The organism is Porphyrobacter sp. GA68, assembly GCF_022605525.1.
GTDB lineage: Bacteria > Pseudomonadota > Alphaproteobacteria > Sphingomonadales > Sphingomonadaceae > Qipengyuania_B.
On record NZ_JAKQYJ010000001.1, the window covers coordinates 103,045 to 126,063 of the forward strand.

29 protein-coding genes are annotated in these 23,019 nt (G+C 64.5%); 8 read left to right on the top strand and 21 right to left on the bottom strand.

What is annotated here, in order from left to right:
• Positions 1 to 90 precede the first annotated feature (90 nt).
• From LHJ54_RS00540 to LHJ54_RS00555, 4 genes are all read right to left on the bottom strand, one after another.
• The gene (locus LHJ54_RS00540) at positions 91 to 846 is read right to left on the bottom strand and encodes a hypothetical protein (RefSeq protein WP_228241615.1); all 756 of its coding nucleotides are present in this window, start codon (positions 844 to 846) and stop codon (positions 91 to 93) included.
• A complete protein-coding gene (locus tag LHJ54_RS00545) occupies positions 843 to 2,318 on the bottom strand; it encodes an amidohydrolase family protein (protein ID WP_228241616.1) in 1,476 nt (491 codons plus the stop codon). The genes LHJ54_RS00540 and LHJ54_RS00545 overlap by 4 nt, the downstream gene beginning before the upstream one ends.
• 197 nt (positions 2,319 to 2,515) lie before the next feature.
• Positions 2,516 to 2,827 carry a hypothetical protein gene (locus LHJ54_RS00550; RefSeq protein ID WP_228241624.1) on the bottom strand — a complete coding sequence of 104 codons (312 nt, stop codon included), beginning with the start codon at positions 2,825 to 2,827 and terminating at the stop codon, positions 2,516 to 2,518.
• A 67-nt stretch (positions 2,828 to 2,894) separates the two neighbouring features.
• Positions 2,895 to 3,464: a zinc ribbon domain-containing protein gene (locus LHJ54_RS00555; protein WP_228241626.1), complete on the bottom strand. Its 570-nt coding sequence runs from the start codon at positions 3,462 to 3,464 to the stop codon at positions 2,895 to 2,897.
• 5 nt (positions 3,465 to 3,469) lie between these two features.
• Between LHJ54_RS00555 and LHJ54_RS00560 the strand changes: the two genes are divergently transcribed.
• Together LHJ54_RS00560 and LHJ54_RS00565 are read left to right on the top strand one after the other, a co-directional pair.
• A complete protein-coding gene (locus tag LHJ54_RS00560) occupies positions 3,470 to 3,745 on the top strand; it encodes a hypothetical protein (RefSeq protein ID WP_228241628.1) in 276 nt (91 codons plus the stop codon).
• Between the two features lie 95 nt (positions 3,746 to 3,840).
• Positions 3,841 to 3,981 carry a hypothetical protein gene (locus LHJ54_RS00565; RefSeq protein ID WP_228241630.1) on the top strand — a complete coding sequence of 47 codons (141 nt, stop codon included), beginning with the start codon at positions 3,841 to 3,843 and terminating at the stop codon, positions 3,979 to 3,981.
• Positions 3,982 to 4,059: 78 nt separating this feature from the next.
• On the opposite strand, the gene LHJ54_RS00570 is transcribed toward LHJ54_RS00565, so the two are convergent.
• The 16 genes from LHJ54_RS00570 to flgB form a co-directional block, all read right to left on the bottom strand.
• Positions 4,060 to 4,869: a hypothetical protein gene (locus tag LHJ54_RS00570; protein WP_228241633.1), complete on the bottom strand. Its 810-nt coding sequence runs from the start codon at positions 4,867 to 4,869 to the stop codon at positions 4,060 to 4,062.
• Between the two features lie 199 nt (positions 4,870 to 5,068).
• Positions 5,069 to 6,310: a glycosyltransferase gene (locus LHJ54_RS00575; protein ID WP_228241634.1), complete on the bottom strand. Its 1,242-nt coding sequence runs from the start codon at positions 6,308 to 6,310 to the stop codon at positions 5,069 to 5,071.
• Between the two features lie 80 nt (positions 6,311 to 6,390).
• Positions 6,391 to 7,908: an oligosaccharide flippase family protein gene (locus LHJ54_RS00580; RefSeq protein ID WP_228241636.1), complete on the bottom strand. Its 1,518-nt coding sequence runs from the start codon at positions 7,906 to 7,908 to the stop codon at positions 6,391 to 6,393.
• Between the two features lie 219 nt (positions 7,909 to 8,127).
• Positions 8,128 to 8,967 (bottom strand): flagellar motor protein MotB, encoded by an 840-nt coding sequence (locus LHJ54_RS00585; protein ID WP_228241638.1) that lies wholly within the window; start codon positions 8,965 to 8,967, stop codon positions 8,128 to 8,130.
• A gap of 3 nt (positions 8,968 to 8,970) precedes the next feature.
• The gene (gene motA, locus LHJ54_RS00590; RefSeq protein ID WP_228241639.1) at positions 8,971 to 9,834 is read right to left on the bottom strand and encodes a flagellar motor stator protein MotA; all 864 of its coding nucleotides are present in this window, start codon (positions 9,832 to 9,834) and stop codon (positions 8,971 to 8,973) included.
• Between the two features lie 21 nt (positions 9,835 to 9,855).
• The gene (locus tag LHJ54_RS00595) at positions 9,856 to 10,761 is read right to left on the bottom strand and encodes a flagellar biosynthesis protein FlgL (protein ID WP_228241641.1); all 906 of its coding nucleotides are present in this window, start codon (positions 10,759 to 10,761) and stop codon (positions 9,856 to 9,858) included.
• Entirely contained in the window at positions 10,758 to 12,092 is a 1,335-nt protein-coding gene (locus LHJ54_RS00600) for a flagellar hook-associated protein FlgK (protein ID WP_228241642.1), read from the bottom strand. The genes LHJ54_RS00595 and LHJ54_RS00600 overlap by 4 nt, the downstream gene beginning before the upstream one ends.
• Positions 12,092 to 12,391, bottom strand: a complete 300-nt coding sequence (locus LHJ54_RS00605; protein WP_228241643.1) for a rod-binding protein — start codon at positions 12,389 to 12,391, stop codon at positions 12,092 to 12,094. The genes LHJ54_RS00600 and LHJ54_RS00605 overlap by 1 nt, the downstream gene beginning before the upstream one ends.
• Positions 12,388 to 13,494, bottom strand: coding sequence for a flagellar basal body P-ring protein FlgI (locus tag LHJ54_RS00610; RefSeq protein ID WP_373457043.1), 1,107 nt, complete (start codon positions 13,492 to 13,494; stop codon positions 12,388 to 12,390). Before LHJ54_RS00610 ends, LHJ54_RS00605 begins: the two co-directional genes overlap by 4 nt.
• Positions 13,491 to 14,141, bottom strand: a complete 651-nt coding sequence (locus LHJ54_RS00615) for a flagellar basal body L-ring protein FlgH (protein WP_228241646.1) — start codon at positions 14,139 to 14,141, stop codon at positions 13,491 to 13,493. The genes LHJ54_RS00610 and LHJ54_RS00615 overlap by 4 nt, the downstream gene beginning before the upstream one ends.
• A 2-nt stretch (positions 14,142 to 14,143) precedes the next feature.
• Positions 14,144 to 14,932 (bottom strand): flagellar basal-body rod protein FlgG, encoded by a 789-nt coding sequence (gene flgG / locus LHJ54_RS00620; RefSeq protein ID WP_228241650.1) that lies wholly within the window; start codon positions 14,930 to 14,932, stop codon positions 14,144 to 14,146.
• 25 nt (positions 14,933 to 14,957) lie between these two features.
• A complete protein-coding gene (locus LHJ54_RS00625; RefSeq protein ID WP_228241651.1) occupies positions 14,958 to 15,701 on the bottom strand; it encodes a flagellar basal body rod protein FlgF in 744 nt (247 codons plus the stop codon).
• Positions 15,702 to 15,706: 5 nt separating this feature from the next.
• Entirely contained in the window at positions 15,707 to 16,522 is an 816-nt protein-coding gene (locus LHJ54_RS12735) for a flagellar hook-basal body protein (RefSeq protein ID WP_228241653.1), read from the bottom strand.
• Between the two features lie 19 nt (positions 16,523 to 16,541).
• Positions 16,542 to 16,817 carry a flagellar hook assembly protein FlgD gene (locus LHJ54_RS00635; RefSeq protein WP_228241655.1) on the bottom strand — a complete coding sequence of 92 codons (276 nt, stop codon included), beginning with the start codon at positions 16,815 to 16,817 and terminating at the stop codon, positions 16,542 to 16,544.
• On the bottom strand, positions 16,814 to 17,215 hold the full coding sequence (gene flgC / locus LHJ54_RS00640) for a flagellar basal body rod protein FlgC (protein ID WP_228241657.1): 402 nt from the start codon (positions 17,213 to 17,215) through the stop codon (positions 16,814 to 16,816). Before flgC ends, LHJ54_RS00635 begins: the two co-directional genes overlap by 4 nt.
• A 2-nt stretch (positions 17,216 to 17,217) precedes the next feature.
• On the bottom strand, positions 17,218 to 17,571 hold the full coding sequence (flgB, locus tag LHJ54_RS00645) for a flagellar basal body rod protein FlgB (protein WP_228241659.1): 354 nt from the start codon (positions 17,569 to 17,571) through the stop codon (positions 17,218 to 17,220).
• 181 nt (positions 17,572 to 17,752) lie between these two features.
• On the opposite strand from flgB, the gene LHJ54_RS00650 reads away from it, so the two are divergent.
• The 6 genes from LHJ54_RS00650 (at position 17,753) to LHJ54_RS00675 (ending at position 22,623) form a co-directional block, all read left to right on the top strand.
• The gene (locus tag LHJ54_RS00650; RefSeq protein ID WP_228241660.1) at positions 17,753 to 18,253 is read left to right on the top strand and encodes a flagella basal body P-ring formation protein FlgA; all 501 of its coding nucleotides are present in this window, start codon (positions 17,753 to 17,755) and stop codon (positions 18,251 to 18,253) included.
• A 62-nt stretch (positions 18,254 to 18,315) separates the two neighbouring features.
• Entirely contained in the window at positions 18,316 to 18,606 is a 291-nt protein-coding gene (locus LHJ54_RS00655; protein WP_228241662.1) for a flagellar biosynthesis anti-sigma factor FlgM, read from the top strand.
• Positions 18,603 to 18,938 (top strand): flagellar protein FlgN, encoded by a 336-nt coding sequence (locus LHJ54_RS00660; protein ID WP_228241663.1) that lies wholly within the window; start codon positions 18,603 to 18,605, stop codon positions 18,936 to 18,938. Before LHJ54_RS00655 ends, LHJ54_RS00660 begins: the two co-directional genes overlap by 4 nt.
• Positions 18,939 to 19,046: 108 nt before the next feature.
• The gene (locus tag LHJ54_RS00665) at positions 19,047 to 19,883 is read left to right on the top strand and encodes a transglycosylase SLT domain-containing protein (protein ID WP_228241665.1); all 837 of its coding nucleotides are present in this window, start codon (positions 19,047 to 19,049) and stop codon (positions 19,881 to 19,883) included.
• A gap of 53 nt (positions 19,884 to 19,936) precedes the next feature.
• A complete protein-coding gene (locus tag LHJ54_RS00670; protein WP_241721430.1) occupies positions 19,937 to 21,982 on the top strand; it encodes a flagellar biosynthesis protein FlhA in 2,046 nt (681 codons plus the stop codon).
• Positions 21,979 to 22,623, top strand: coding sequence for a sigma-70 family RNA polymerase sigma factor (locus tag LHJ54_RS00675; protein ID WP_228241669.1), 645 nt, complete (start codon positions 21,979 to 21,981; stop codon positions 22,621 to 22,623). The genes LHJ54_RS00670 and LHJ54_RS00675 overlap by 4 nt, the downstream gene beginning before the upstream one ends.
• Here LHJ54_RS00675 and LHJ54_RS00680 read toward each other — a convergent pair.
• Complete coding sequence (locus LHJ54_RS00680) at positions 22,620 to 23,018, bottom strand: flagellar protein FliS (RefSeq protein ID WP_228241670.1); 399 nt, start codon at positions 23,016 to 23,018, stop codon at positions 22,620 to 22,622. The genes LHJ54_RS00675 and LHJ54_RS00680 overlap by 4 nt on opposite strands.
• Between the last annotated feature and the right edge of the window lies 1 nt (position 23,019).

Sequence of the window (23,019 nt, forward strand, 5' to 3'; positions counted from 1 at the left end):
GGATCGTTGTTTCCGGCGTGATGGCGGTGTTGTCGTGTCCGGAGGCGGTGGCCGATAACCCAGCGAACTATGCGACCTGAGGTAGTTCGTTCAGAACGCCAAGGTTACTCCGGCCAACGGGCCGCTTAGGCTCCCGGCAAAGCTCGCTCCTCCCGATTGCCGGTCTAGGTAGAGATGACGGTAGCCCGCTGACAGGTAGACCGCGTTGCTTGCCTGGTAGTTCAGTGTGGCGACCCCCTGCCAAGTCAGGTCCGAGCCAATCCCGAAACCGCCAACGTCGCCATAGGCGAGAAACGACAGGCGTGGAGCGATCCGGCTGTTGAGACGCACGGCAGCCACGGGATCAACAAAGCTTTCTTTCGGTGCCAGCGCAAGTCCAGCGAGTGGCACGTTGACCTTGCCGTCAAGGCTCCATGCTCGAATGCCGCCCAGCACATCTATGGTGGTTGCATCGCTCGCCTGAAACCGCTTCCCGCCGAGCAGCGACAGTGAGCGGATCGAGACTTCCCCTGCCGCAGGAATGCCGGGTGGAAGCAACCCGTCTTTCGAGCTCTTGGTATATGTGAGATCGGTCAACAGAACTAAGTCGCCGTTGCGTGCCAGCCCGGTAGCGAAGAACGCAGCGTCGAGATCCTTCAGCACCTCGCCCAGTGCCTTGTCGAAAGACAGCGTCGGCCCGCCGGTAAAGGGGGTAAAATCCCCGCCCACGCCCGCACCCCAGGCATAAATCGTCACCTGCCCCGACCACCTGTCAGCATTGGCTGCTCGGTCCGCAGGTTCCTGCGCTGCAAGCGGAAGGGGAAGGGTAGCCAGAAGCAGCGCCATGGGCCAACGGTAACGGGTCATGCCAGTGCCTCCTTGTAAACACGCCCACCCTTCATCACCAGCTTGAGGTTGGCGTCCGGGTCTCCGATGAAATCAAGGCTGGTGGTCGGATCGCCGTCCCACACAAGAATATCGGCGAGCGCGCCCTGCTCGATTACACCGAGTTTGCCTTGATAGGGCGCACGTTCGCCCGACAGGCTGAGCAACTCACCCGCCGCGCCGGTTGCCATCCGCAGCACATCATAGGACGACATGAAACGAGTGAGCTTGGCGAGGTGGCGGCCTTGATTGCGCGAACTGCCGGGGTTCATCAGAATATCCGTGCCGAACGCCATTTTAACCCCCTGAGCGCGACCTTGCTCAAAGGCACGCACGGTGCCGCGCGCCACCTGTTCTGCCTTGGCCCGCTGGATGGGGTCACGGCGCGGATTGGAGTCCTCGTCGTTCAGAAAGGGCTGGATCGACCACCAAGCGCCCTCTTCGCGCATCATGCGGATCGTGGCGGGATCGGCCAAGTGGCCATGCTCGATCGATTTCACGCCTGCCCGCAATGCGCGCTGTATGCCGTCGGAGTTATAGACGTGACTGCACACATAGGTACCCCAGTCCGCCGCCGCCCGCACTGCAGCGCGCATTTCCTCCTCAAGGAATTGAGCGGTGTCGAGCGGGTCATAAAGCGAGGTAACCCCGCCGCCGGCCATGATCTTGATCTGGGATGCACCCTTCATCAGCTGTTCGCGGGTGCGGCGCAGCACTTCGGCCTCGCCATCGGCAATCGCTGCCACGCCGGTGCGTTCGGTGTAGTCGGCCGGATCGCTGTCCATCCGCGGCAGGGTGTTGAGAAAGCGGAAATCGCCGTGGCCTGAAGTTTGGGTGATCATTGCGCCGCTAGGGAAGATGCGCGGGCCGGGCAAAACCTCGCGATCGACCGCCATCTTCAGTCCGAACACCGGGCCACCAGTATCGCGTATAGTGGTGAAGCCGCGCATCAGGGTCGCGCCCGCTTCCTGTCCGGCAACCAGGTGGACCAGCGCGATATCTTGCGTCAGCGCCGCAACCTGGCTGACACTGACCAGCGTTGCGTGCCAGTGGCAATCGATCAGCCCCGGTGTGACCGCGCGTCCGCCGCAATCGATCCGGGTGGCGTCCTGCGGGCCGGTCCCGGCGTTAACGATCGCGGCGATGCGCCCACCTTCGACGACAATCTCGCGCCCGGCGTGCATCATGGGATTGTTCCCGTCGAAGAACCTGAGGTTGGTCAGTACCGTGGGTCGCCCGGGTGTCTGCGCGCGGGCGTAATGCGGGGCGAGGCCGAAACCGGCAAACATTCCCAGCACTGCTGCCGTGCCGCCCAGCATCTCGCGCCGCGAAATGTCGGCTTCGATCCGGGCAAAAGCGGCATGCGTTCTGGGCGAACCGCAAAGGCAGGGGTTGATGAAATCCGCGCCGGGACTATCGTCGATTTGGTGATGCTGGCAACATTCCAAGCCCACGTCATTCTCCCCCTGCTGGCGAATCGTGAACGGCTATGGGATCATACCGCGAAACGCTAGGCTGTACAAAAATCCGTGATGACAAACGATTTCAACCATAATTGAGCGGCTTGGAGGTCAAAGAAGCTTTCGAACGGGAGAACAGTCCTGGTCGTAGTATAGGGCGATGCCTTACTCGATGCGATTGGATGATTTGATCACGCTTTTTCCAACACTACTGCATACTGCTCCGCCCACGGCAATTCCGCCCCCGTCACCATGTCTTTGATTAGAACAGCGGGTGGCACGCGGCTGATCAGCAGCCTATCCAGCACGGCTGGTGCCAGATAGGCCAGCCACAGCATGCGCCCGACGTAGCGGTCGGAGATGCCTTCGGCCTGCGCGATATCCTCGATCGTTGCCGGTGCGCCGCTCTTTAGCTCCCGCCGCCAGCTCCACGCCTTGGCGACCGTCTTCAGCACATGCGGGTCCACGCCGCCGGTGTCAGGCGCCATTTCGGCTGGCGGCACGATCTTCGGCCGTCCGTTGCGTTTGCGGAGGTGAGCGGGATGAACACCAGCATGGTGGTGGGTGCGCTCATGCTGCTTGTTTCCGCGCGGGGGTGACCATTTCTCGGATGACCGATCCGAGGCCTTCGGTGCGCAGGTCGACCGCGAGGCCCTCGGCGCTGACCGTGACCCGCTCGATCAGCAGCCGGGCGATGCGGGCCTGCTCGGCCGGGAACAGCGATTCCCAAAGCCCGTCAAAGCCCGCCAGCGCGGTAACCACATCCTGCTCGTCGATGTACGGGGCATTCTGGCGGGCTGCCTCCATTGCCCGCGCTGCGATCTCTGGCGTGCGCAGCAGCGACCGGATGTGCTGGACGACAGCACCCTCGACCAACCCGGCATTGAGCCTGACAAAGCTGTCGCGGCCTTCGCAGGCCCGGTTCCGGATCGCGTCCATCGAGGTGTGGCACCGGTAACGGCGGCTGCCCTTCTTGGTGACCGTGGGCGTCATGGCGATGTCGCGATCGGTGAAGATGAGCCCCTTCAGCAGCGCTGGCGTATGGGTGCGGGTGTTGGCCGCGCGCTGCCGGGGGCTTTCCTGCAGGATGGCATGGACCTGATCCCACAGCTCAGGCGTGATGATGGCCTGACAGCGCATTCTGGATGTTTCTCAATCATCCGGACCGCTTCCGCCGCGCCGAGGAGGTCCGTTACACCGACGAACGTCGCCGTGCGCGTTCGTGGGCGTGTTTCATTGTCGCCGCCGATCAGCCGTTGAACAAGGATCCGGCCGCTCTCGACGCATTCAGGACGGCGCTGCGCGAATGTTTCGCCTCGCCCAACATCCACATCGACATCTTTGACCGCCGTTGCCACACCTTCGACGGTGAGGATTGCGAACTGATCCAAATCGCGGTGTACCGCGAGGGCTTACGGTAACATCGTCTCGTTCCGTGATCTGGAACAGGCGACCAACGACGCGCTAGCCTTGTTCGGCAACAAGGATGCCGAGGGCACCGTGCTGCTCAAGCCCTATGGCGACCACAGGCACAGCGATCACCAAGATCATCCCGCCGGTATCGAGGTTCTCGAAAAACAACGGACACGCGACAAAGAAGCAGTCCGCGCTGGACAAGCTGGCGGGCTTCTTCGAGCGGTATTTCGGATTGGTGTGACCCGGGCTGCCGCAAGACTGCGCAGGGTTACTCCGAGAGAGTTCGTCCGCAGGCTCTCACCCACCGCCAGCTAGTCAGCTACACGGCAGAACTTTCGCGGGTGTCCACGGCGAACTCCTTGCACATCTTTTCTATGTAGCTGCCTTTCGGAGGTGGAGTTTCGCTCAGGCCTTGCAGGCGCGAATGCCACAGATGGACGGCACGCGTTTGCGGGCTCAGCATCTCTTCCACCTGCTCAGCGGGCCCATACACCTCACGCGCATCCTTCCAGCGGATGGGGTAGAATACCTCAGGCGCACAGGCATGGGGTTCCAGCTTGTTCTTGCGAACCACATGGGTCAGCAGGCCGGCGCTGAACGTACCCCAGGGATAATCCTCCAACTCCATTCTGCCGTGGCGCAGGCGCGACCAGTAGAACTGAAGCGACCGGCGAGGTCCGAACCAGGGCGGGCGCCGGTTGGGTCTCGGAATGGAATGCAAGTCCCGCACCATCTGCGATTTTGCAGGGGCCAGCATGACTGCGTTGTTGAGCCAGCCTTCATGTTCCCAGCCAAACATATAGCCGTCGCTGTCATGGAGAGGCTTGATGAAGATGAAGTCCATGTCCACCCAGCAACCCAGCCCCTGCGCCAGAAGTTCGATCCGCCACAGATTGGCACCCAGCGCGATTGATCCGGAGTCGCGGTACCGGATCAGGCGTTCGCGCGGCATCACCTCGGCCGCGTCGCGCAGATCGGTTCCCGGCGGCACACCTTGCAGATTGGACGGATCATAGCTCCACAAGGTGAAGCGATGCCCCATCGCCTGCGCGGAGGCCAGACACAGGCGCTCCAGATAATCGAGCCTTGGCCCGACCCAAAGCGAATGAAGATGAGGAAGTGCGCTCATAGGCCTCCTGGGTTGCTCGAAGCGTCACTTTCGACAGGGTTGATGAAGAGGCGTAAGATGCATGGGAAGGCAGCGCGGCGCTTGGCGCCCAGCGCTTCGATGGACGCGACGATCAGGCACCACTGCGGAATCGCTCCATCGCGAAACGCAGCCTTGCTCCCGCTCCACGCAAGGGCGCCGGCGGTAACAGATCCGAGCCTCATCGCAGCCCCAAGGTGCGGCGCATCGCAGGATAGATGGTCGCGCGGCTGAAGAACTTCAGGACGTAGTCGCGGGCGGCGACTCCCAATTGTTGCCGCCGTACCGGATCATCGGCCATCGCGACGATCTGCCGTGCCATCATCGCCTCGTCGCCTTCCTCGACCAGCCAGCCCCGTTCGCCATTAGTGACATGATCGGCCATGCCCCCGTGCCGGGTGACGATGGGGACGAGGCCGTGCCCCATCGCTTCGAGCAAGGAGATCGCCTGCGATTCTATTCCCTTGCCCGGCAAGGTCATGCAATGCTGAATAAAAATGTGGCTTCGAGCCACAACCTTGAGGGTGTCTCGATGAGCGAGGTCGCCGTGAAATCGAACTGCCGGACCGATTTGGAGCTGGTCGATTTCTGACAGAAGCGCGGCGTTCAGCGGGCCATTGCCAACAATGTCGAGGGTGAGCTCGGGCCGCTCGCGGTGCGCCAGTGCGAATGCACGCAGACCCTGGAGCGGGCCTTTCTGTTCGATCAGTCGGCAGACCATGACCACGCGGGCAGGTTCAGGCCCATGCAGGACCGGCTCGAACGACCCGGCATCCACTGCGCAGGGGATCAGACTGATCTTTTCCGCCGAGGCACCTATCCGCACCATCCTGCCGCGCAAAAACTCGCACACGGCCGCCAACTGTGCGTGGGATCCGAAGAGCTTGGCATAGCGGCTGCGCCACACCCGACCTTCACCCAGAATGTTGATGTCCCAGCCATGGCTGAGGACGGTCAGCGGCAGCCTCAGCCGCTCCGCGACCGGCAGGATGAGCACGCCCGACGTGGCAAATTCCGCCAGAAGGTGAGTGACGCCATGCTCTTTGAAGAAGCTGGCGATGCGCTGCCGGTCCTGGTGGTTCAGCCGGCTGGTTCCGATATTGTTCGCAAAGCCTGCCAGCTTTCCGGCGAGGCCGCTGCGATGAGCCGGCCAGCGAGGGACCAGCGGCACCTCCAGCACCGGCACATCCGTCAACGCGCGATTACTGTTCGATGACAGGTGAACCACCACCGTTCGACCGGGATGGATGTTGGCGATGTGCTCGTGAAAGAAGGTTTGCGTGGCGTGAAACAGGTCCGGCACGATGACTGCCAGCACCTGGTCCTGCGCCGGGATGGCTTCCACATCCATTGCACAGACCGTATCGAGGCGTTCGCCGGGCGCAAGCAGCTTACCCTCCAGCAGAAGAGTTTTCGGGGTCAACCGCTGGCCAGAAGCAATCAGATGCAGGGTATAGCTGTCTCGCCTCGATTGTGCGCCCTCTCCAACGCCAGCTGCGAAGGTCAATCGAGGGTGACGGCGCGCCTCTCCTTGATCCGTCGCGCTCCGGCGAGCGCCATGGCCAGCATCTCTTCTTCAGCTCCAGGTTTGCGACCGGTAGCAAGCCACAGTGCAAAAAGCGCGCCGGCGTACACCACCCCGCCCCACAGGATGAGAGCGAAAAGGCTGCCATAGCCGGCAAGGCTCGTGTCCAGCGGCCCAGCCAGCCACAGCGCCCCGCCAACTGCCAACACCATGATAAGGCTGGCCAAGGCAGGTCGCCCGATCGAGTTGAATTGATCCCGCAGCCGCAATCCGCTCAGTCGCTTGACCAGATACATGCTCCAGATCGTCATGACAGCTTGCGCCGCGGCCCGGCCCAGCACTGCGCCCATCAGCATGCCCAGTCCGCTCACCTGGCCAAGAAGAATACCACCGACGAGCAGTGGCAGACGCGCCAAGCCAAGCTGGACTTCAAGCCGGAACAGCGCTCTCGTTTCGCCGACGGCCATTGCCAATGGACTGATAAGCTGAATGGTCAGCGAGGCTGCCAGCAATGCCAGCACCTGGATAACCGGCACGGCAGGCAGCCATTTTTCTCCCAGGACGAGCAGCACAATGGGCTGGGCCAGTATGGCGAAGCCGGCGCCGATGGGGAACGCCAGTATGCAGGACATCGCCTGCATCCGCAGATATGCAGACTGTAATCGCGCAAGATCTTTCTTGAAGCGGGAGAGGGCAGGGAAAAGAACCTGGGACACCGGACCCACCACTTGCCCCACCGACATCGAAGTCAGACGGTCGGCCATGGTGTACAGGCCAAGCGGGCCGGGTCGGATGAACTGACCCAGGATCAGCGGATCGGCCCGCCAATTCAGTGCATATATCCAGCTGCGCAAGGTCAGCCAGATCGAAAAGGATAACAGCTCCTTCCCTTTACCCAGAGAAAGGCGGGGCCGGTATGGCTTTAGAACGTGAGACATGGCCACGCGGACCACTTGCGCTACGAGCACGCCAACTACCAGCGCCCAGTAGCTCTGATAGATATAGGCAACCGCGACCGTGGCGACGAAAGCGGCAGATTTGTCCGCCAGGTCCAGCATGACGGCCTGCCAGAACACAAGACCACGTTCAAAAACTGCCAGTGCGGGGTTCTGGAGCGTGCCAAGCGCCGCCGTGAACGCCAGTGCCAGCACCAGGTTCAGCAGCCGCGCGTCGCCATAGGCGGCGGCTATGAAGGGGGCGGACCCGCCGATCAAAAGCAGCAGCACGGCGCCCTTGATGAGGCCGAACGTCCAGATCGTATGGAGATGTTCGTCGCCGGGTTCGTCGTGCTGGATCAATGCCTGAGACAGCGGCAGGTCCGTCAGCATGCCGATGATCGCCGCTGCCGCCGCCGCGATTGCCACCAGCCCGAAATCTTCTGGCGAAAGCAGGCGAGCAAGAACGACCGTACTTACCAAACCTATCAGAGCCACGACCACGCGGCCGACCCCGACCCAGGCCACTCCTTTGATGACGGAATGCTTGGCACCGCTCATGTTGAAAAGATCACTTCCGATTGCATGTCCGGCGCGAGGGTAGGCGCGACCCGTCCTGTACCAGCGGCCAGTCACCTAGCGGTTCTTGTCCGGGCAGCAAACCTTCTTGCGCGAATTTTTGCGGCCGCGCCAGCAGCGGGGCATACGTTCGGCCGCGGGATCGGTGAAAAGAGGGTCAGCGACGCCGTTCGAAACGCTCAGGATGGGCGTCTTGCGCACTCAATCGAGCAGCACAATCGACATTCGCCGGTTCCGCGCGTCCAGCGGGTCGTCCGGTATCAGAGGTTCGCGGTCAGCCACGCCTTCGATGCGGTGAAACCGGCCTTCCCCAATGCCGCCTCGCATGAGCGCCTGGCGGGTAGCCTCGGCGCGCCCGGCCGACAACGACCAGTTGTTGCCCTCGCCCGACCTCTGCCATTGCAGCGCATCGGTGTGCCCGCGCACGACCAGCGGCACTTCCTCAGCCGCGACCGCCTTGGCAATGCCGGCAAGCAGCAGCCGGGCGTCGGGGACAAGGCTGGCGGTGCCCAGTGTGAACATCGAGAAATCGGCATCGTCCACCAGATCAATCCGCACTCCTTCAGGCGAAGGCACCACCCGCACCTGCCTCAGCAGGCGACGCAGGCCCTTGTCCGCCTCCAGCCGGGCTTCGATCCGTTCCTGCATCGCCTGATGCCCCACGGCGGCTGTTGCGGCGCTAGCCCCCTCCTTGGGGCCACCCCTCGCATCGCGCGGTATGGTGATCGTGCGAGTACCCGTCTGCCCGGCGGCGTTTGGGTACGAGTCCACGTCGGTAATCGAGCTGCCGCCGAGCAATCCGTCGGCCCCGGCGCTTTCCTCCTTGGTCTTCACCAGAGTGGGAGTGAAGTAATCCGCCAGCCCTCTGCGCTTGTTCTCGTCCGTCGCACCCAGCAGCCAGAGCAGGAGAAAAAATGCCATCAGCGCGGTCACGAAATCGGCGTAGGCGACCTTCCACGCACCGCCATGGTGCGGCGCGGCCTGGACGGTGATCTTGCGCACGATGAGGGGGCGCACAGGTGCGTCCGATCCGGTCGCCATGCTTCAGCGCCCTTTGAGAGCGTCGAGCAGCTCGACGAGCCGCGGACGCACCGCGTGGGGCAGGCCGGATCGCGCGCCCTCCACTGCCAGAGCATGCGGATACCCGTGAAGCGAAGCGATCATCACCTGTTTTACCGATTGAAATATCTGCTGATCATGAGCGTTGATCTGTTTGAGCCTGCTGGCGAGCGGGCCGACCACGCCATAGGCCAGCAGGACCCCGAGGAAGGTCCCCACCAGCGCAGAACCGATCATGCCTCCCAGCACCGCCGGTGGCTGGTCGATGGAGCCCATCGTCTTTACCACCCCCAGCACAGCGGCAACGATGCCAAGTGCCGGCAACGCATCGGCCAGGTTCTGCAAGGCGTGGGCGGGTTCGTCCATGTCATGAAAGTGCGCGCGTATTGCGTTGTCCATGACTTCTTCCACTGCATGTGGCTCGGGCGCGCCTGCCGACACGATAAGCAGCATCAGCGTATCGGCTATCAGATGCAGAAGCGCCACATCCTCCAGAATACGGGGATAGGCGGCAAAGATGGCGGATGTTTCCGGCTCCTCTGCATGCTGCTCCAGTGCGACCGGCCCTTCCGTCTTTAGCAGTCGCATGAGTTTCGAAGACAGCGCGATGGCGTCGATATGATCCTGCCGCGTGTAACCCGGTCCCTTGAAGACCTTCAGGCATCCGCGGCCCAGCGCCTTTAGTTCATGCATCGAATTGCCTGCCACCAGCGCGCCGATGGCCGCACCGCCGATGATCATCATCTCGTGCGGAACGGCATACAGCACCGGCCCAAGCGCGCCGCCGGTCAGCGCAAAGCCGCCGAACACCATGACGAGAAGGATGAGGATACCGACGGCAGGAAACATGGTGCGAGCAAACTCCAGCGATCAAAGTGCGGCAAACAGGGTCAGCGAAGAGAGACGCGCGTACCCGGCCTGCGCGGCCTCAAGCGCGGTCAGCGTTTCCTGCAGACGGGCGATGGACGTGGCGAAATCAACTCCGCCCGCATCAGCGGCGCTCTGCGCGCGGGCCACCTCTGCTGTCAGGAGGCGGTCACGCACCGTGTCAAGGTAAGCGAGGCGCGCGCCAACGACCGTCTGGGTGCGCGAAATTGTTCCAAGTGCGTCATCAAGCTGCGTGAGGATGGCGGAATCAGCCGTCATTCCTGCCTGAAGGCGATCACTCAGTTCCTTCAGCAAGCCGGTCAGATCGACCTGTGCGCCGCCGCTGGAGAACGTCATGAACTGCGGGCCTACTACCCCGCTTGGAATCTCTTCCTGATCGTCCAGGCGCAGTGTGCCCGGATCGGGAGCACCCATGTAGATTGCCTCACCCGTCGCGGACAGGACGTAGGCCGGAGCGCCGGCTGTGCCGGCAAACAGCGGGCCGCCCGCCGCGTCCTTGCTGTTTGCCGAAGCGATGATGCCGGTGCGCAACTGCATGATTTCCACGCCGATGGCCTGCCGCGCCGCGACCGATTGCGTCCCGCTTGTCGCCTGAACGGCCAGTTCGCGAATGCGAACAAGATCGCTGGCCATCTGGCTTAGGGCTTCGCCTGCCAGTGTCAGATTGCTGGCGGCCCGGCCGGCGTTTTCCCGCTCGACCGCGGCGAGACGGTCGCTCCGGCCAAGGCGTCGCAACAAGGCGCCGGCGACAGGGTCGTCCGACGACCGCGTCAGCCGCTCTCCGGTGGCGATCTGTTCCTGCAACCGTTCCGCAGCGCTGCGCAGCGCCGCCATCTGCCCGGCTGAACGGGAATTGAAGGCGATCGTCGGGTTCCCGATGACGCTCATTGTGCGATCCTCAACATGGTATCGAAAATCTGCGCGGCAGTCTGGATGACCTTGCCATTGGCCTGGAACGCCTGCTGGAAACGCAGGAGGTTGACTGCTTCGGTGTCGAGGTCCACCCCTGCCCCGTTCAGCCAGGAGGCCTGTGCTGCATCGGCTAGTCCGCGCAACCCGTCACGCAGGATGGCGCGGCCGCCCACGGCGCTGGACAGCGTGAAAAGCAGCCGGTCCACGTCTTCCACCGGTCCTGCCAAGGCATCGCGCAAAACCTTGACATTGCCGCTGTCGCGACTGCCTGGCGCACTCGGGGGCGGAGCTGTGGCGAGCTGATCGCCGCTTGCCAGCGCCAGTGCGATGTCGCCCGCGCCCACGCCAGCGAACAGCGCCGGTCCGGCGCTGCCGTCCGGCGTGACTCCCCCGGCCTGCCCCGCGTTTCCGGCGGCGATAAGCCGTGCAGCGATGGTATCCAGTTCCGTCGCGACCTGATGCAGCCGCTCCAGCGCCTGTGCGTGCCCGGCCAGCGAGCCCGATCCAAGCAACACCTCTTCCCCATCTACCGCGAACTGCACAACCCCGCTGCTGTCCTGCGCGGCGACCAGGGCACCGTGTTGCGTGCCCGCGACAAGCAGCGGTCCGCCTGCGCCACCGGCGCGAACCGTCGTGCGGCCAAGATTGTCGAACTCGCAGGTGATCGCCGCATATTCGGCCAGGCGCCCCAGCAGCTGGTCCCGCTGATCGAGCAGCGCGGCTTTCCCCGCGCCTCCCTCCTGGACCTTGGCGAGTTGGACGTTGGTGCGCGCCACCTCGGCCGCCAGCCGGTTCGCCTCGGCAACGCCGGCTGCCGCCTCTGCGAGAACGGTGTCGGCCGCGGCGTCGAGCCCGCGGGCCACATGGTTGAAGAGCTGCGCAACCCCCCGCGCCTGCTCCAGCGCATCCGCACGCATGGCACCGCTCACCGGATCGGCCATTAACCGGGTGACGCTTGCCTCAAAGCGGGTCATGGCGGGGTAAAGCCCGCTTTGCTCGATCACCGTTTCCGCCTGGCCAAGACCCTTCAATTCTGCCTCGGCTCGGGCCAGATCGCTGCCGGTACGGCGAACCTCCGCGTGCTGGAACGGCGCGCCGCCACGCACGATGGCGCTGGTGAGGGCTCCGCCAGGGGCGCCTGCGCCATTCAGGCCGATGCCGCCCGTCCCGGCAACTTCCGCCGCCGCTCCTGTTCGGCGCGTGTAGCCCGCAGTTGAGACATTCGCGATGTTGTGGCCGGTCAACTCAAGTCCGGTGCGAGCGGTAATGGCGCCGTTTTTCGCGATGGTGATAAGCGCGGTCGGCATCAGTCTGCCCCGCCTTCCTTTGTGGCCGGCACGTGCCGGGCAAGCTGCGCCTCCAGCGCGGCGGCGATGCCGAAGGTGCCCCGCTGTGCCGCGATATCGGCCAGATGCTCGTCCCTCAGGGCGGTGAACTGGCTCACTCCCGGACCGCTCGTCAAAGCGCCGGCAGACCCGCCCGCCCGCGCCGCCTCCAGCATGCGCCGCACAAGGTAAGCTTCGAACCCCTGCGCAGCTTCCCGCAAGGTGGCACGGGCAGGCGCTGGGCCGGGATCGGCAGAGGTGATGATGGGTGGCGGCGTCACATCACCACCAGCTCGGCTTGCAGTGCGCCCGCCTGCTTCAAGCCTTCCAGGATGACCACCAGATCGGCAGCACCGACACCCAGCACGTTGAGCGCGTCAACGATTTCAGCGAGGTTGGCGCCCTCCTCCACAACGGTCAGCCGATCGCCCGCTTCGTTGACCGCGATGCCGCTCGCCTGCTCCACGGTGGTGGCGCCGGCAGACAATGGCGCGGGTTGCACAACCGCCGGATCCTCGGAAATGCGGACCACCAGCTTGCCATGGCTGATGGCGGCGGACGACAGGCGCACCGCACCATTCATCACCACGGTTCCTGTCCGGCTGTTGATGATGACCCTCGCCGGCACCTGAGCCGGAGCGATTTCGAGCATCTCTATTTCCGCCAGCAGGGCTGATCGCGCGTCACTGCCAGATGGCATCACCAGTTCCAGCGTCACACCATCCAGCACGCGCGCGGTTCCGGGGAAGCGCGCTTCGATGGCATCGCGGATGCGCGAGGCTGTCAGGAAGTCGGAACCGTGAAGGTTGAAACGCGCGACCGGCGCAAGATCGAACCCGCTGGCGACGCTGCGCTCGACCGTGGCACCGCCGGCGATCCGGCCCACCGTCGGCACGTTGACAGACACCTGCGACCCGTCACGCGCCGAAACACCAAGCCCGCCCACCGCAACGCTGCCCTGAGCCATGGCATAGATCTCTCCATCAGCCCCGACCAGAGGCGCCAGGACCAGCGTTCCTCCGCGCAGCGACTTGGCCTTGCCCAGCGTCGACACAGTGATGTCGATCCGCTGCCCCGGCTTCGCAAAGGCCGGCAGCTCGGCAGTGATTATGACGGCGGCGGCGTTCTTGAGACCGGGAGCGACTCCGGGCGGCAGAGGCAGGCCCAGCCGGTGAGTCACCCCCTTGGCGGCTTGGGTGAGGTAGGAAAGGTTGTCATCGCCAGTGCCCTGCAGGCCAACCACGATGCCATAGCCGGTCAACTGGTTCGCCCGCACCCCTTCAAAGGTGCCAAGGTCGCGCACCCGCTCTGCCGCACAGGGGATGGCACAACCAGCCAGCGCGGCGACCACCAGGTGCAGCAGGAATCGCACGGAGCGGGTCAAAACGGGCTGATCCGGCCGAAGAAGCGGCTGAGCCAGCCGGGACGGCTTGCTTGCTGCAGCGCGCCTTTGCCCGAATGCACGATGCGCGCATCAGCGACGCTGGTGGACAGCACACGGTTGTCAAAATCGATGTCGGCAAGCCGCACGATGCCGGAAAACTGCACCCATTCCTCCCCCTGGCTCAGCAACATCTGCTTTTCCCCTACGACCAGCGCGGTCCCGTTTGGCCGGACGCTGGCGATGGTGACGGCAACCGCGCCGGACAGGGTGCTGCGCTGCGCGGCTTGACCTCCTCCCTTGAACGACGCCGAGGCGGCAGCCTTAAGAGCCTCGGGGTCGAGAAAGTTCAGCGGTCCGGCAGCCGGCGGCAGGATCGCTGCGGAGCCGGCACGGTCCGTGCGGCCACTGACTGTTTTGGCAGAGCCGATGTTCTCCGCCAGCAGAATCGTCAGCGTATCGCCAACCCGCCGGGCGCGGCTGCCCTCGTGCAAGGCCGCGTAACCCGCACCCGCCTGGAAGATCGCGCCATTGCCCGGCGGCTCTGCCGCTGGAGCGGGCGGCAGGACGGGCGCGAAGCCTGGCGGAGGGCCGCTGTGACCGCCACAGGCGGCCAACAAGGCAGCGAGACTGGTCCCAAGCCAGCGCATCGTCACAGCGCCTGGTTCGCGTTGCGCAGCATGTCGTCCACGGCGCTGATCATCTTGGTGTTGATTTCGTAGGCTCGCTGCGCCTCGATCATGGCCACCATTTCCTCCACCACGTTGACGTTTGAAGCCTCGAGCATTCCTTGCCTGATGGATCCGCGGCCCTCGCTACCCGCCACGCCAATCTCCGCCGGGCCGCTGGCGGCGGTTTCCAGCAGCAGATTGCTGCCGCTGGCCTGCAATCCGGCCGCATTGGTGAAGCGGGCAATGGTGAGCTGGCCAAGCTCCGTCGGCTCCGCTTCTCCCGCCAGCACCGCGCTGACGGTGCCGTCGGGCGCGATCGTGACGCTTTGCGCTCCTTGCGGAACCGACACCGCCGGCTCCAGCGGATAACCTTGCGCGGTTACGATCTGCCCTTCGGCCGACAGGGTGAAGTTGCCCGCGCGAGAATACGCCAGCCCGCCGCCAGGCAGCGCGATCTGGAAGTACCCGTCTCCGTCGAGGGCGAGGTCAAAGGCGTTGCCGGTTGTATCCAGCGTCCCTTGGGTGGCGATCCGGCTGGTGCCCTGAAGGGCCACTCCGGTGCCCAGGTTCAGCCCGGTGGCATAGGCGGTTTCCGTGGAGGAACGCTGTCCCGCCACACGGTTGTCCTGGTACATCAGAGTCTCGAAATTCGCGCGATCGCGCTTGAACCCGGTCGTGCCGATATTAGCCAGATTGTTGGCAATGACACGCATCCGGGCGTCCTGCGCCTCCAGCCCGGTGCGGGCGACATGCAGTGCGGAAATTGGCATAGGTTCTGACCTTTCGCTATCGAGTTCAGCCATTGAGGCTCATCAGCCGCGAACCTGCACGGTCGCATTCGCTGGCGGTGGAAAACAGCTTGGCGCGATTGTCGAAGCTGCGCTGCGCCTCGATCATTTCGACCAACACCGCGGCGGTGTCGACGTTCGACCCTTCAAGCATGCCAACCGTCACCTGCGCCGTCAGGTCGGTGGGCAGGATCCCGTTGTCGGGCACCCGCAGAAAGCCGTGCAGATCCTTGGCAAGCGCGCTGCCCTGCGGACTGGCGAGCTTGATCCGCCCGACTTCCTGTGGCGGGATGTCCGGCGCGGCGGGGTCGCCCGCCATGACAGCACCGTCCTTTGTAACGCTGATCTCGCGGCCCAAGGGCACAGTGATCGGACCTGCATCGCCCAAAACGGGGCGCCCGTCGCCGTTTTCCAGCACGCCGGTCGGCGCCACCTGCAAGTCGCCCCGCCTTGTATAGACCTCTGCCCCGTCGGACGCCTGCAGCGCCAGCAGCGCATCGCCGCCCAGCGCGATGTCCAGCGGATTGCCCGTCTCGATCAGCGCTCCGGCGCGCATGTCGGCTCCGGGTACGGTGCCTTGCGCAAAGGTCCGAATGTCCAGTCCCGCGCCTTTCAGCGCGAACGGGGTGACGGTAAAGGTTTCTGCCCTGAACCCCGCCGTTTGCGCATTGGCCAAGTTGCTGGCGATCACCCGCTGCCGGTTCATGGCCGCGCTCATTCCCGTCAGCGCAGTGTATATCATGCGGTCCACCGCGATCAGGTCCGCAGGTTGATGATGGTTTGCGACAGCTGCGACGCGGTATCGATCGCCTTCGCGTTCGCCTGGAAGTTGCGCTGCGCGGAAATGAGGCCGATCATCTCTTCCGCGAGATCCACGTTCGACCGCTCAAGCGCGCCGGACAACAGGGTGCCGTTTCGCCCCGCGCCGGGGAACCCGATTTGGGGCGCACCGGACAGTCCGGTCGCCTCCCATTTGGAATTGCCGAGCGGACGCAGGCCGACCGGGCTGGTGAAGCTGGCGAGTGCCACCCGTCCCACGTTCGTGACCGCGCCATCCGCGTACGCCGCGCTGATCGTTCCGTCCTTGCCGATGGTCACGCCCGCAAGATCGGCGCCCGCAGCGTTGACCAGCGGCAGGCGGGTGTCGGCCGTTGCGCCAGACGCACCCGGGTTCCCGCTGCCATCGGTGGCAATCATCTGCAGCCGGTTGCCCGCGCCATCGTGCAGGAAGCCGCCCTGATCCAGCATGAAAGCACCGTTGCGGGTAAATGCGGTCTGTCCGCTTTCGCCGCCGCGCACGGCGAAAAACCCGTCGCCCGTTATGGCCAGATCGGTGACGTTGCCCGTTTGCTCCACCGCGCCAAGCGTGAAGTTCTGGGCGATTGCGGAAACCGCCACTCCGATGCCCTTCATCATGCGCGGGTCGGACGCCGCGCCCCCCGCGACCAGATCGGCGAACTGCGTATCCGATTTCTTGAAGCCGGTGGTTTCGGCATTGGCGATGTTGTGGGCAATGACGCCCAAGTCGGTCTGCGCGGCCCTGAGGCCACTGAGGGAAGTGTAAAACGACACGGAACTGTTCCTCTGCTGTTTAGCGGGTGGCGGGGTTTCGCGCCGCGATCAGCGCATCGATCTTGGCGGCAATGTCCTGCAGCGTGGCGTTCGTCTCAGCCGTTCCGGCGAGGGCAGAGAACTGCGCCATCTGCGCCAGCATCGCCTTGTTATCGACCGGATCGGTCGGATCCTGCTGTTGCAGCTGTGCGATCATCAGCCGCAGGAAGTCATCCTGCCCCATGCTGGAAGACCGGGCGGCAGCGGGACGAGACAGCGTGCCGGTGTCGGCAAGGATTGCGTTCAGGTTCATCATGTCCTCATGGTTTCCAGCATCAGTTGCTTGGCGGTTTGCATGGCTTCCACCAGGTTCTGGTAATGACGAGACGCTTCCATCACCTCGACCATCTCGGCCGTTTCATCGATCGGCGCCTGCCACACGTTTCCGTCGGCATCGGCCATCGGGTGATCGGGATCGTACAGCTTGATCGGGGCGGCCGCGGAGCGGAACACGCCCTCTACACGCACGGTGGATAGGCCGCTCAGCCGGTCGTATTCTTCGCTGAACACCGGGCGCATGGGGCGGTAGGAGGCTGCCTCCGAACCGGCGACAGTGCCAGCATTGGCAAGGTTCGAAGCGGCGGCGTTCATGCGGACCATCTGCGCCGACAGGCCGCGCCCCACGGTGGTGAAAAGATTGACGGGATCGGGCATCGTTATTCGCCCCTGATCGCGCGGGTCAGCCGTTCGGCCCGACCCTGAACAAAGGACAAGGTCGCGCTGTAGGCGACGGCGTTCTCGGCAAAGGCGAGCTGTTCGGCGCCCAATTCGACGGTGTTGCCGTCCAGCGCAGGCATGGTCGGCACGCGGTAGCGCGTCGCCGCGACGGCAGCCCGCTGCCCGGTCATTCCGTTTATCTGCAGCCGCAGCGCGGCGGCAAAGTCGATATCACGCGCCTTGTATCCGGGCGTGGAGGCGTTCGCGATGTTTGAGGTGAGCACCCCCATGCGCTGTGAACGCAGTTCCAGCGCCGCGCCGTGTATGCCGAAAATCCCGCTCATCCGTGTCATCTCCGTCGCAAAGAGCCTGCTGGCGCTGGCTAAGCACAGAGTGTGCCAATTCCGCTGACGACGGAGGCAGCCGTGGTGACGGGCCAAGGGCAGGCAACGATTTGCCGGTTGCGGCAGGTTCTGGCCGCCGGGTTAATCCCGCGCGAGCGCCGTCGTCATGGTAAGCTACAGGAGTTCACCCATGAAGATCGTTTGCACTACCTTCCTCGCGGCCGTCATGCTGACCGTCGCCCAACCGGGCCACAGCCGGGATCAGGCGTTTACTCTGCCCGAAGCCATAACGGCCACTGTGGCCAACTTCGCCGGTGTCGGAACGGCGGATGTAGGCCCCATCGACAGCCGCCTGCGGCTTGCGCCATGCCGCCAGGCGCTTCTCCTGGGCTGGCATGACCGGCGCGGCAGGACCGTCACGGCGACTTGCCCCGATGCAGGAGGGTGGCGCTTGTTCGTGTCGATCGCGTCCGGGCAAGCCGCTGCAGTTTCCGGGCCGGCTGCCGTGGCGCCGGGCGATGCAGTTACCATTCACTTTACCGGCCGAGGTTTCGGGATCACGGCGACTGGTCGCGCTCTGACCGCCGGCAAGGCAGGCGCCACTGTGAACGTCCGGCCTGACGGTAGCAAGGGCGTGCTGCGTGCACGAGTGCAGAGCGCCGGACACGTGGTGGCAGAAGGAGTGCAATGAACGCTTAAGAAAATGGCCATGCGCACGTTCTCCAGACCGAACCAGGCAACAGGAACGTGCTCATGCGGGTAATGTCGTCACCTCCCAATCTGGCCGCGCCCTGTCTGCAACCCCGCGACCCTCAACTCACTGGCGGTTGCGCCGCGCGAGCCGCGCTTCAGCAGATGGCAGGACATGACAGCGGCGCTGGCGTGTCCATCGAGATTGAGCAGAACCACGACCGTTCGCCGATCGACACCGCGCGCATTGCCTCCGTGCGCGACGCACTGGCAAACGGATCCTACCAGCTGCAACCACTCGCCACGGCGCAAGCGATGATCGCTGCCCAGGATCTGCTGGAGCTTTACCCGTGACCGCCTCCTCTGGCCTCGCCAACGCCTTGCGGCAAATGCTTGCCGTGCTGGAGGACGAGCGGCAGGCGCTTGCCGCCCTTGACATCGGCGCACTGACCCTGGCTACCCAGAACAAGACGGCGTTGTGCGCCATGCTCAAGGAAGCCTGTGGACTCGACGAAGAGTGCCGCCTGCTTGCAGAAGCAGCCCGGCAGGCGAATGAAACCAACCGCAGAATGCGCAACCTCATGGCAGCAAATGTCACAGCGCGGCTGGATGCGCTGACCGGAGAAACGACCCGCCTTTACAGTCGTCAAGGCGGCGGCATGCGGCGGCGTTCAACTGACGCGTGATCCGCTGGACACACGAGCGGGGCCTTTGGCACGAGGTTTGCTCCACCGTTGGCATCGAGCCAATCCGGAAGCACCATCTTGCCGTCACCCTATGTCTCCTCGCCCGCAATGGCCCACTCTTCCGCTACGCGTACACAAGCGGCCATCGCGCAGGCCGCGCGGGCGACGGGTACTGATTTCAATTACCTGCTGGCCCAGGCCAAATTGGAATCCGGGCTCGACCCTGACGCCAAGGCATCAACGTCCAGCGCTACCGGACTTTTCCAGTTTATCGACAGCACCTGGCTCGCCACGCTGGACCGGCACGGCGCCGCGCACGGCATGGAGTGGGCAAGCGCTGCAATACACCAGCGAGGCGGCCGCCATTTCGTCACCGATCCGGCGCTGCGCCAGCAGATTTTCGGTTTGCGCCACAATCCTGCGGTAGCATCGGTCATGGCGGGCGCGCTCGCGCAGGACAACCGCGCCGCACTGCTGCCTGTCCTCGGCCGGGAACCGGACGCGGCCGAACTTTATCTTGCGCATTTCCTGGGCGCGGGAGGCGCCACTAGCTTCCTTACCGCACTGCAAGCAAACCCGTTTGCGTCGGCGGCTGCCCTGTTGCCGGAAGCCGCCGCAGCCAACCGCGGGATTTTCTATGCGGATGGCGCGGCGCGGACCCTTGGCGGAGTGATGGATCTGATCCGCGACAAGGTCGGCCGCGCTATGGGCGAAGGAAGCATCTCCTCCGGCACCAGCGACGTTCCCTTGCCCCCTGCCACCCGGTCCCGTGTGCGGCCGGTTGCGGGCGGCCCAGCCGCTTCTGCGCCAGGAGCGACGGCCTCCGGTTCATCGATGGCCGCCCTTCTGGAAAAGACCTTCGGTCTTGGAAATGGTGGTGGTGGCGGTGCCGCACCCGCGCATGTGCGTGCCGCCTATGGCAAGTTGAAGGCGTTTGGCCTGTGACCCGCCGGCTTTTCGCAAACCCTGGCGCACTCGCGCTGCCGCTGGGCATTCTCATGCTGATCGTGCTGATGGTGTTGCCGATCCCGACGCTGCTGCTGGACGCGCTGTTCGTGTTCAACATCGGCCTGTCGATCGCCATTCTCATGACAGCCATGAACGCGGCCAAGCCGCTGGACTTTTCCGCCTTTCCCTCGGTTCTCCTGTTCGCCACCCTCTTGCGCCTGGCCTTGAACGTTGCCTCGACCCGGATTGTGCTGGTCAGCGGTCACGAGGGCGAGGCAGCCGCCGGACAGGTCATCGAAAGCTTCGCCGCGTTCCTGATCGCGGGCAACTTCGCCGTCGGCCTGTTCGTGTTCATCATCCTGCTCATCATCAACATGGTCGTAATCACCAAGGGCGCGGGGCGCGTTTCCGAAGTTTCCGCCCGCTTCACCCTGGATGCCATGCCGGGCAAGCAGATGGCCATCGACGCCGACATCGCCGCCGGGCTGATGAGCCCGGATGAAGCGCGCAGACGCCGTGCAGAGGTAGCCACGGAAGCCGATTTCTACGGGGCCATGGATGGTTCGTCCAAGTTCGTGAAGGGCGATGCAATCGCCGGGTTGCTGATCCTGGGGATCAACATCATTGCGGGATTCTGCCTCGGCATGATCAGCCACGGTCTGTCCGCAGGCGAAGCGGCAGAAGTTTACGTCACTCTGGCAGTTGGCGATGCCCTGGTGGCGCAGGTTCCCGCCCTGCTGCTGTCGATCGCCGCAGCCATGATCGTGACCCGCGTTGCCGACAAGGATGATCTGGCCGGTCAAATCGGCGGCCAGTTTGCCGATCCGCGCAGCTGGCTGCCGGTGGCAGGTGTGCTGTTGGCCATGGGCTGCATTCCAGCCATGCCGCAGACCATTTTCCTGCCCGCCGGCGCCTTCGCCTTCTGGCTTTACCGCACGCTGAGGAAGCGGGCAGAGCGCCCTGCGCCCGTCGAGGAAGCCGAAAGCATATCGCCCGAGAAAATCGGCATCGAAGAAGTCAGCGACCAGACGCTCGTGACCATCGAACTGGGGTATGGCCTGGTGCATCTGGTCAACGAAGCGCGCGGCTCTCCCCTGGTGTCCCGGATCACGGGAGTGCGCAAACAATTATCGCAGGAGTTCGGCTTTGTTGTGCCCCGCTTCCGCCTGCGGGACAGCTTTACCGTTGCCCCCAATGATTACCGCATCCTGTTGGGCGGCATACCGGTCGGAGCCGCAACTTTGCGCCCTGACCGGCTGCTCGCTATCGACACAGGAGACGCGGGGCAGCACCATGGCCTGTCCGGGGACGCAGCGGTCGACCCCAGCTTCGGCTGCCCCGCCCTGTGGATCGCGCCGCAGGAACGCGATCATGCGATTGCCGAAGGGTTTCTGGCGGTTGACCCGGGAACAGTGATCGCAACGCACCTCAATCATCTGCTGCGCCAGCGTGGCCCATCCCTGCTGGGGCCGGAGGAGGTGCGGGCGCTGCTCGACGCGGTGCGCAACCAGTCACCGGGACTGGTGGAGGCGTTGACGCCCGATCCGCTGTCACTGGCGGCGCTGACGCGCCTGCTGCGCACCCTGCTGGCCGACGGAATCACACTGGGTCATCCTCTGCCCATTCTCTCCAGCATCGCTTTGGCCCTGCAGATCACCCAGGACTTCGACCGGGTCGTCGACCGTGTGCGTGCCGACCTTGGCGAGTGGCTGGTCGCGCAGGTGTGCGCGCCGGGCGAGACGCTCCCGGTCCTGACCCTCGCCGCAGAATTGGAAGCAGCCATCCTTGCGGGTCCGCGCGAACCCGTCACGGGACACCCCGTCCTGGAGGCCCATCACGCGCAGGCGATCGGCCGACAGGTGGCCGAGATCGCGGACCGGCTGGCGCAGGGGCGTTCCCCCGCGCTGGTGGTGCAACCGCCCGTTCGCCGAGTGGTGGCCGACCTCCTGCGCACGCGCGCGCCTGGCTGTCTCGTCATCTCGATTGCCGAACTGCCGCCACGCCAGGCGGTGGAGATCATCGCCACCGTGAGCGCCGTCGCCAGCGACGCCAATCCGCCCGCAACCCGCCCCGGCCAGGAAGTACTGCCCGCATGAAAATCGATCATTCCCAGCTTACCGTCGCCCACGCCTATTGCGACAAGCTTGTCGTTGAAGACCGTCTGCGCCGCTTCATGCCGATGGTCCGCAAGGCCGCCTGGCATATTCACGGCGGCATGGGGGGCGGGCCCGATCTCGACGACCTGATCCAGGTCGGTTCCATCGCGCTTCTGGAATGCGCCCGGCGGCATGCACGCCCGACAGAGGACGGCTTTGCCGCCTACGCCAAGTTGCGCGTGCGCGGGGCGATGATCGATGCGCTGCGCAAGGCGGTACCGGGCAGCAGGGGCAGCACCGCTCGCAGCCGCCGGGATGACCCCGGTGGCGCGCGCCGTAGCGAAGCAAAGCCGTCGATGCGCTTGACATCTCTGGACCGCGAATACGATGACAGAAGCGAGTACTTCGCCGACCGGGCGCCGGACGCCTTTGCCCGGCTCAGCGAAGCGCAGGACGCGGTAAAGCTGGCTGCGGTTCTGCGCGCCCTGCCCGAGCGGCTGCAACTGGTGCTGCAACTCTATTTCCTGGAGGAGATGAACCTCTCGGAAATCGCTGCCGTCCTGGATGTGAGCGTTCCTCGAGTGCACCAGTTGAAGGCGCAGGCACTCGCCAAGGTCCGGGACCGGATGCAGGTGCCCTAAAGCGTCCGGTCCGCCTGCCGCGGGCAGGTGATGCCGAACGCGTCAGCCAACTCAGCAAGGTCGGCGCTGACTTCGGCTACCGCACCCGCGTCGAATCGGATCAGGGTTCTCGTGAGCCGTGCAGCCGCGCTGCCATACAGGGTAAGCAACGCGCCACCCAAGGGGTGCTGCTGATCAATGCCCATGCGCAGCGCGTGGATGCCGCTGATCGCTTTTGCCAAAGCGGTGTTGCGCCGCCTGCGGTCTCCTTTGTCATGCCACAGCAAGGCCCGGTCCAGCGAACCAACAGCTTCAGCCAGACACAGCTTGATGAGTTGGCGGGCATCGCCGCCCAGCACCAGCGCGTCTAGTTCGACCCGGCGATAAGCTTCTGCCGGAGAAATCACCTGAAGCATT

Excerpts from the sequence above, each read along its gene's own strand:
- LHJ54_RS00665 (WP_228241665.1), top strand. The coding sequence starts at position 19,047 with ATGGCCCACTCTTCCGCTACGCGTACACAAGCGGCCATCGCGCAGGCC.
- flgG (WP_228241650.1), bottom strand. The coding sequence starts at position 14,932 with ATGCCAATTTCCGCACTGCATGTCGCCCGCACCGGGCTGGAGGCGCAG.
- LHJ54_RS00565 (WP_228241630.1), top strand. The coding sequence starts at position 3,841 with ATGGCGACCACAGGCACAGCGATCACCAAGATCATCCCGCCGGTATCG.
- flgC (WP_228241657.1), bottom strand. The coding sequence starts at position 17,215 with ATGCCCGATCCCGTCAATCTTTTCACCACCGTGGGGCGCGGCCTGTCG.
- LHJ54_RS00650 (WP_228241660.1), top strand. The coding sequence starts at position 17,753 with ATGAAGATCGTTTGCACTACCTTCCTCGCGGCCGTCATGCTGACCGTC.
- LHJ54_RS00560 (WP_228241628.1), top strand. The coding sequence starts at position 3,470 with ATGTTTCTCAATCATCCGGACCGCTTCCGCCGCGCCGAGGAGGTCCGT.
- LHJ54_RS00555 (WP_228241626.1), bottom strand. The coding sequence starts at position 3,464 with ATGCGCTGTCAGGCCATCATCACGCCTGAGCTGTGGGATCAGGTCCAT.
- LHJ54_RS00600 (WP_228241642.1), bottom strand. The coding sequence starts at position 12,092 with ATGCCGACCGCGCTTATCACCATCGCGAAAAACGGCGCCATTACCGCT.
- LHJ54_RS00680 (WP_228241670.1), bottom strand. The coding sequence starts at position 23,018 with ATGCTTCAGGTGATTTCTCCGGCAGAAGCTTATCGCCGGGTCGAACTA.
- motA (WP_228241639.1), bottom strand. The coding sequence starts at position 9,834 with ATGTTTCCTGCCGTCGGTATCCTCATCCTTCTCGTCATGGTGTTCGGC.
- flgB (WP_228241659.1), bottom strand. The coding sequence starts at position 17,571 with ATGACACGGATGAGCGGGATTTTCGGCATACACGGCGCGGCGCTGGAA.
- LHJ54_RS00655 (WP_228241662.1), top strand. The coding sequence starts at position 18,316 with ATGCGGGTAATGTCGTCACCTCCCAATCTGGCCGCGCCCTGTCTGCAA.
- LHJ54_RS00595 (WP_228241641.1), bottom strand. The coding sequence starts at position 10,761 with ATGAGCGTCATCGGGAACCCGACGATCGCCTTCAATTCCCGTTCAGCC.
- LHJ54_RS00570 (WP_228241633.1), bottom strand. The coding sequence starts at position 4,869 with ATGAGCGCACTTCCTCATCTTCATTCGCTTTGGGTCGGGCCAAGGCTC.
- LHJ54_RS00540 (WP_228241615.1), bottom strand. The coding sequence starts at position 846 with ATGACCCGTTACCGTTGGCCCATGGCGCTGCTTCTGGCTACCCTTCCC.
- LHJ54_RS00635 (WP_228241655.1), bottom strand. The coding sequence starts at position 16,817 with ATGATGAACCTGAACGCAATCCTTGCCGACACCGGCACGCTGTCTCGT.
- LHJ54_RS00585 (WP_228241638.1), bottom strand. The coding sequence starts at position 8,967 with ATGGCGACCGGATCGGACGCACCTGTGCGCCCCCTCATCGTGCGCAAG.
- LHJ54_RS00675 (WP_228241669.1), top strand. The coding sequence starts at position 21,979 with ATGAAAATCGATCATTCCCAGCTTACCGTCGCCCACGCCTATTGCGAC.
- LHJ54_RS00615 (WP_228241646.1), bottom strand. The coding sequence starts at position 14,141 with ATGCGCTGGCTTGGGACCAGTCTCGCTGCCTTGTTGGCCGCCTGTGGC.
- LHJ54_RS00580 (WP_228241636.1), bottom strand. The coding sequence starts at position 7,908 with ATGAGCGGTGCCAAGCATTCCGTCATCAAAGGAGTGGCCTGGGTCGGG.
- LHJ54_RS00670 (WP_241721430.1), top strand. The coding sequence starts at position 19,937 with ATGCTGATCGTGCTGATGGTGTTGCCGATCCCGACGCTGCTGCTGGAC.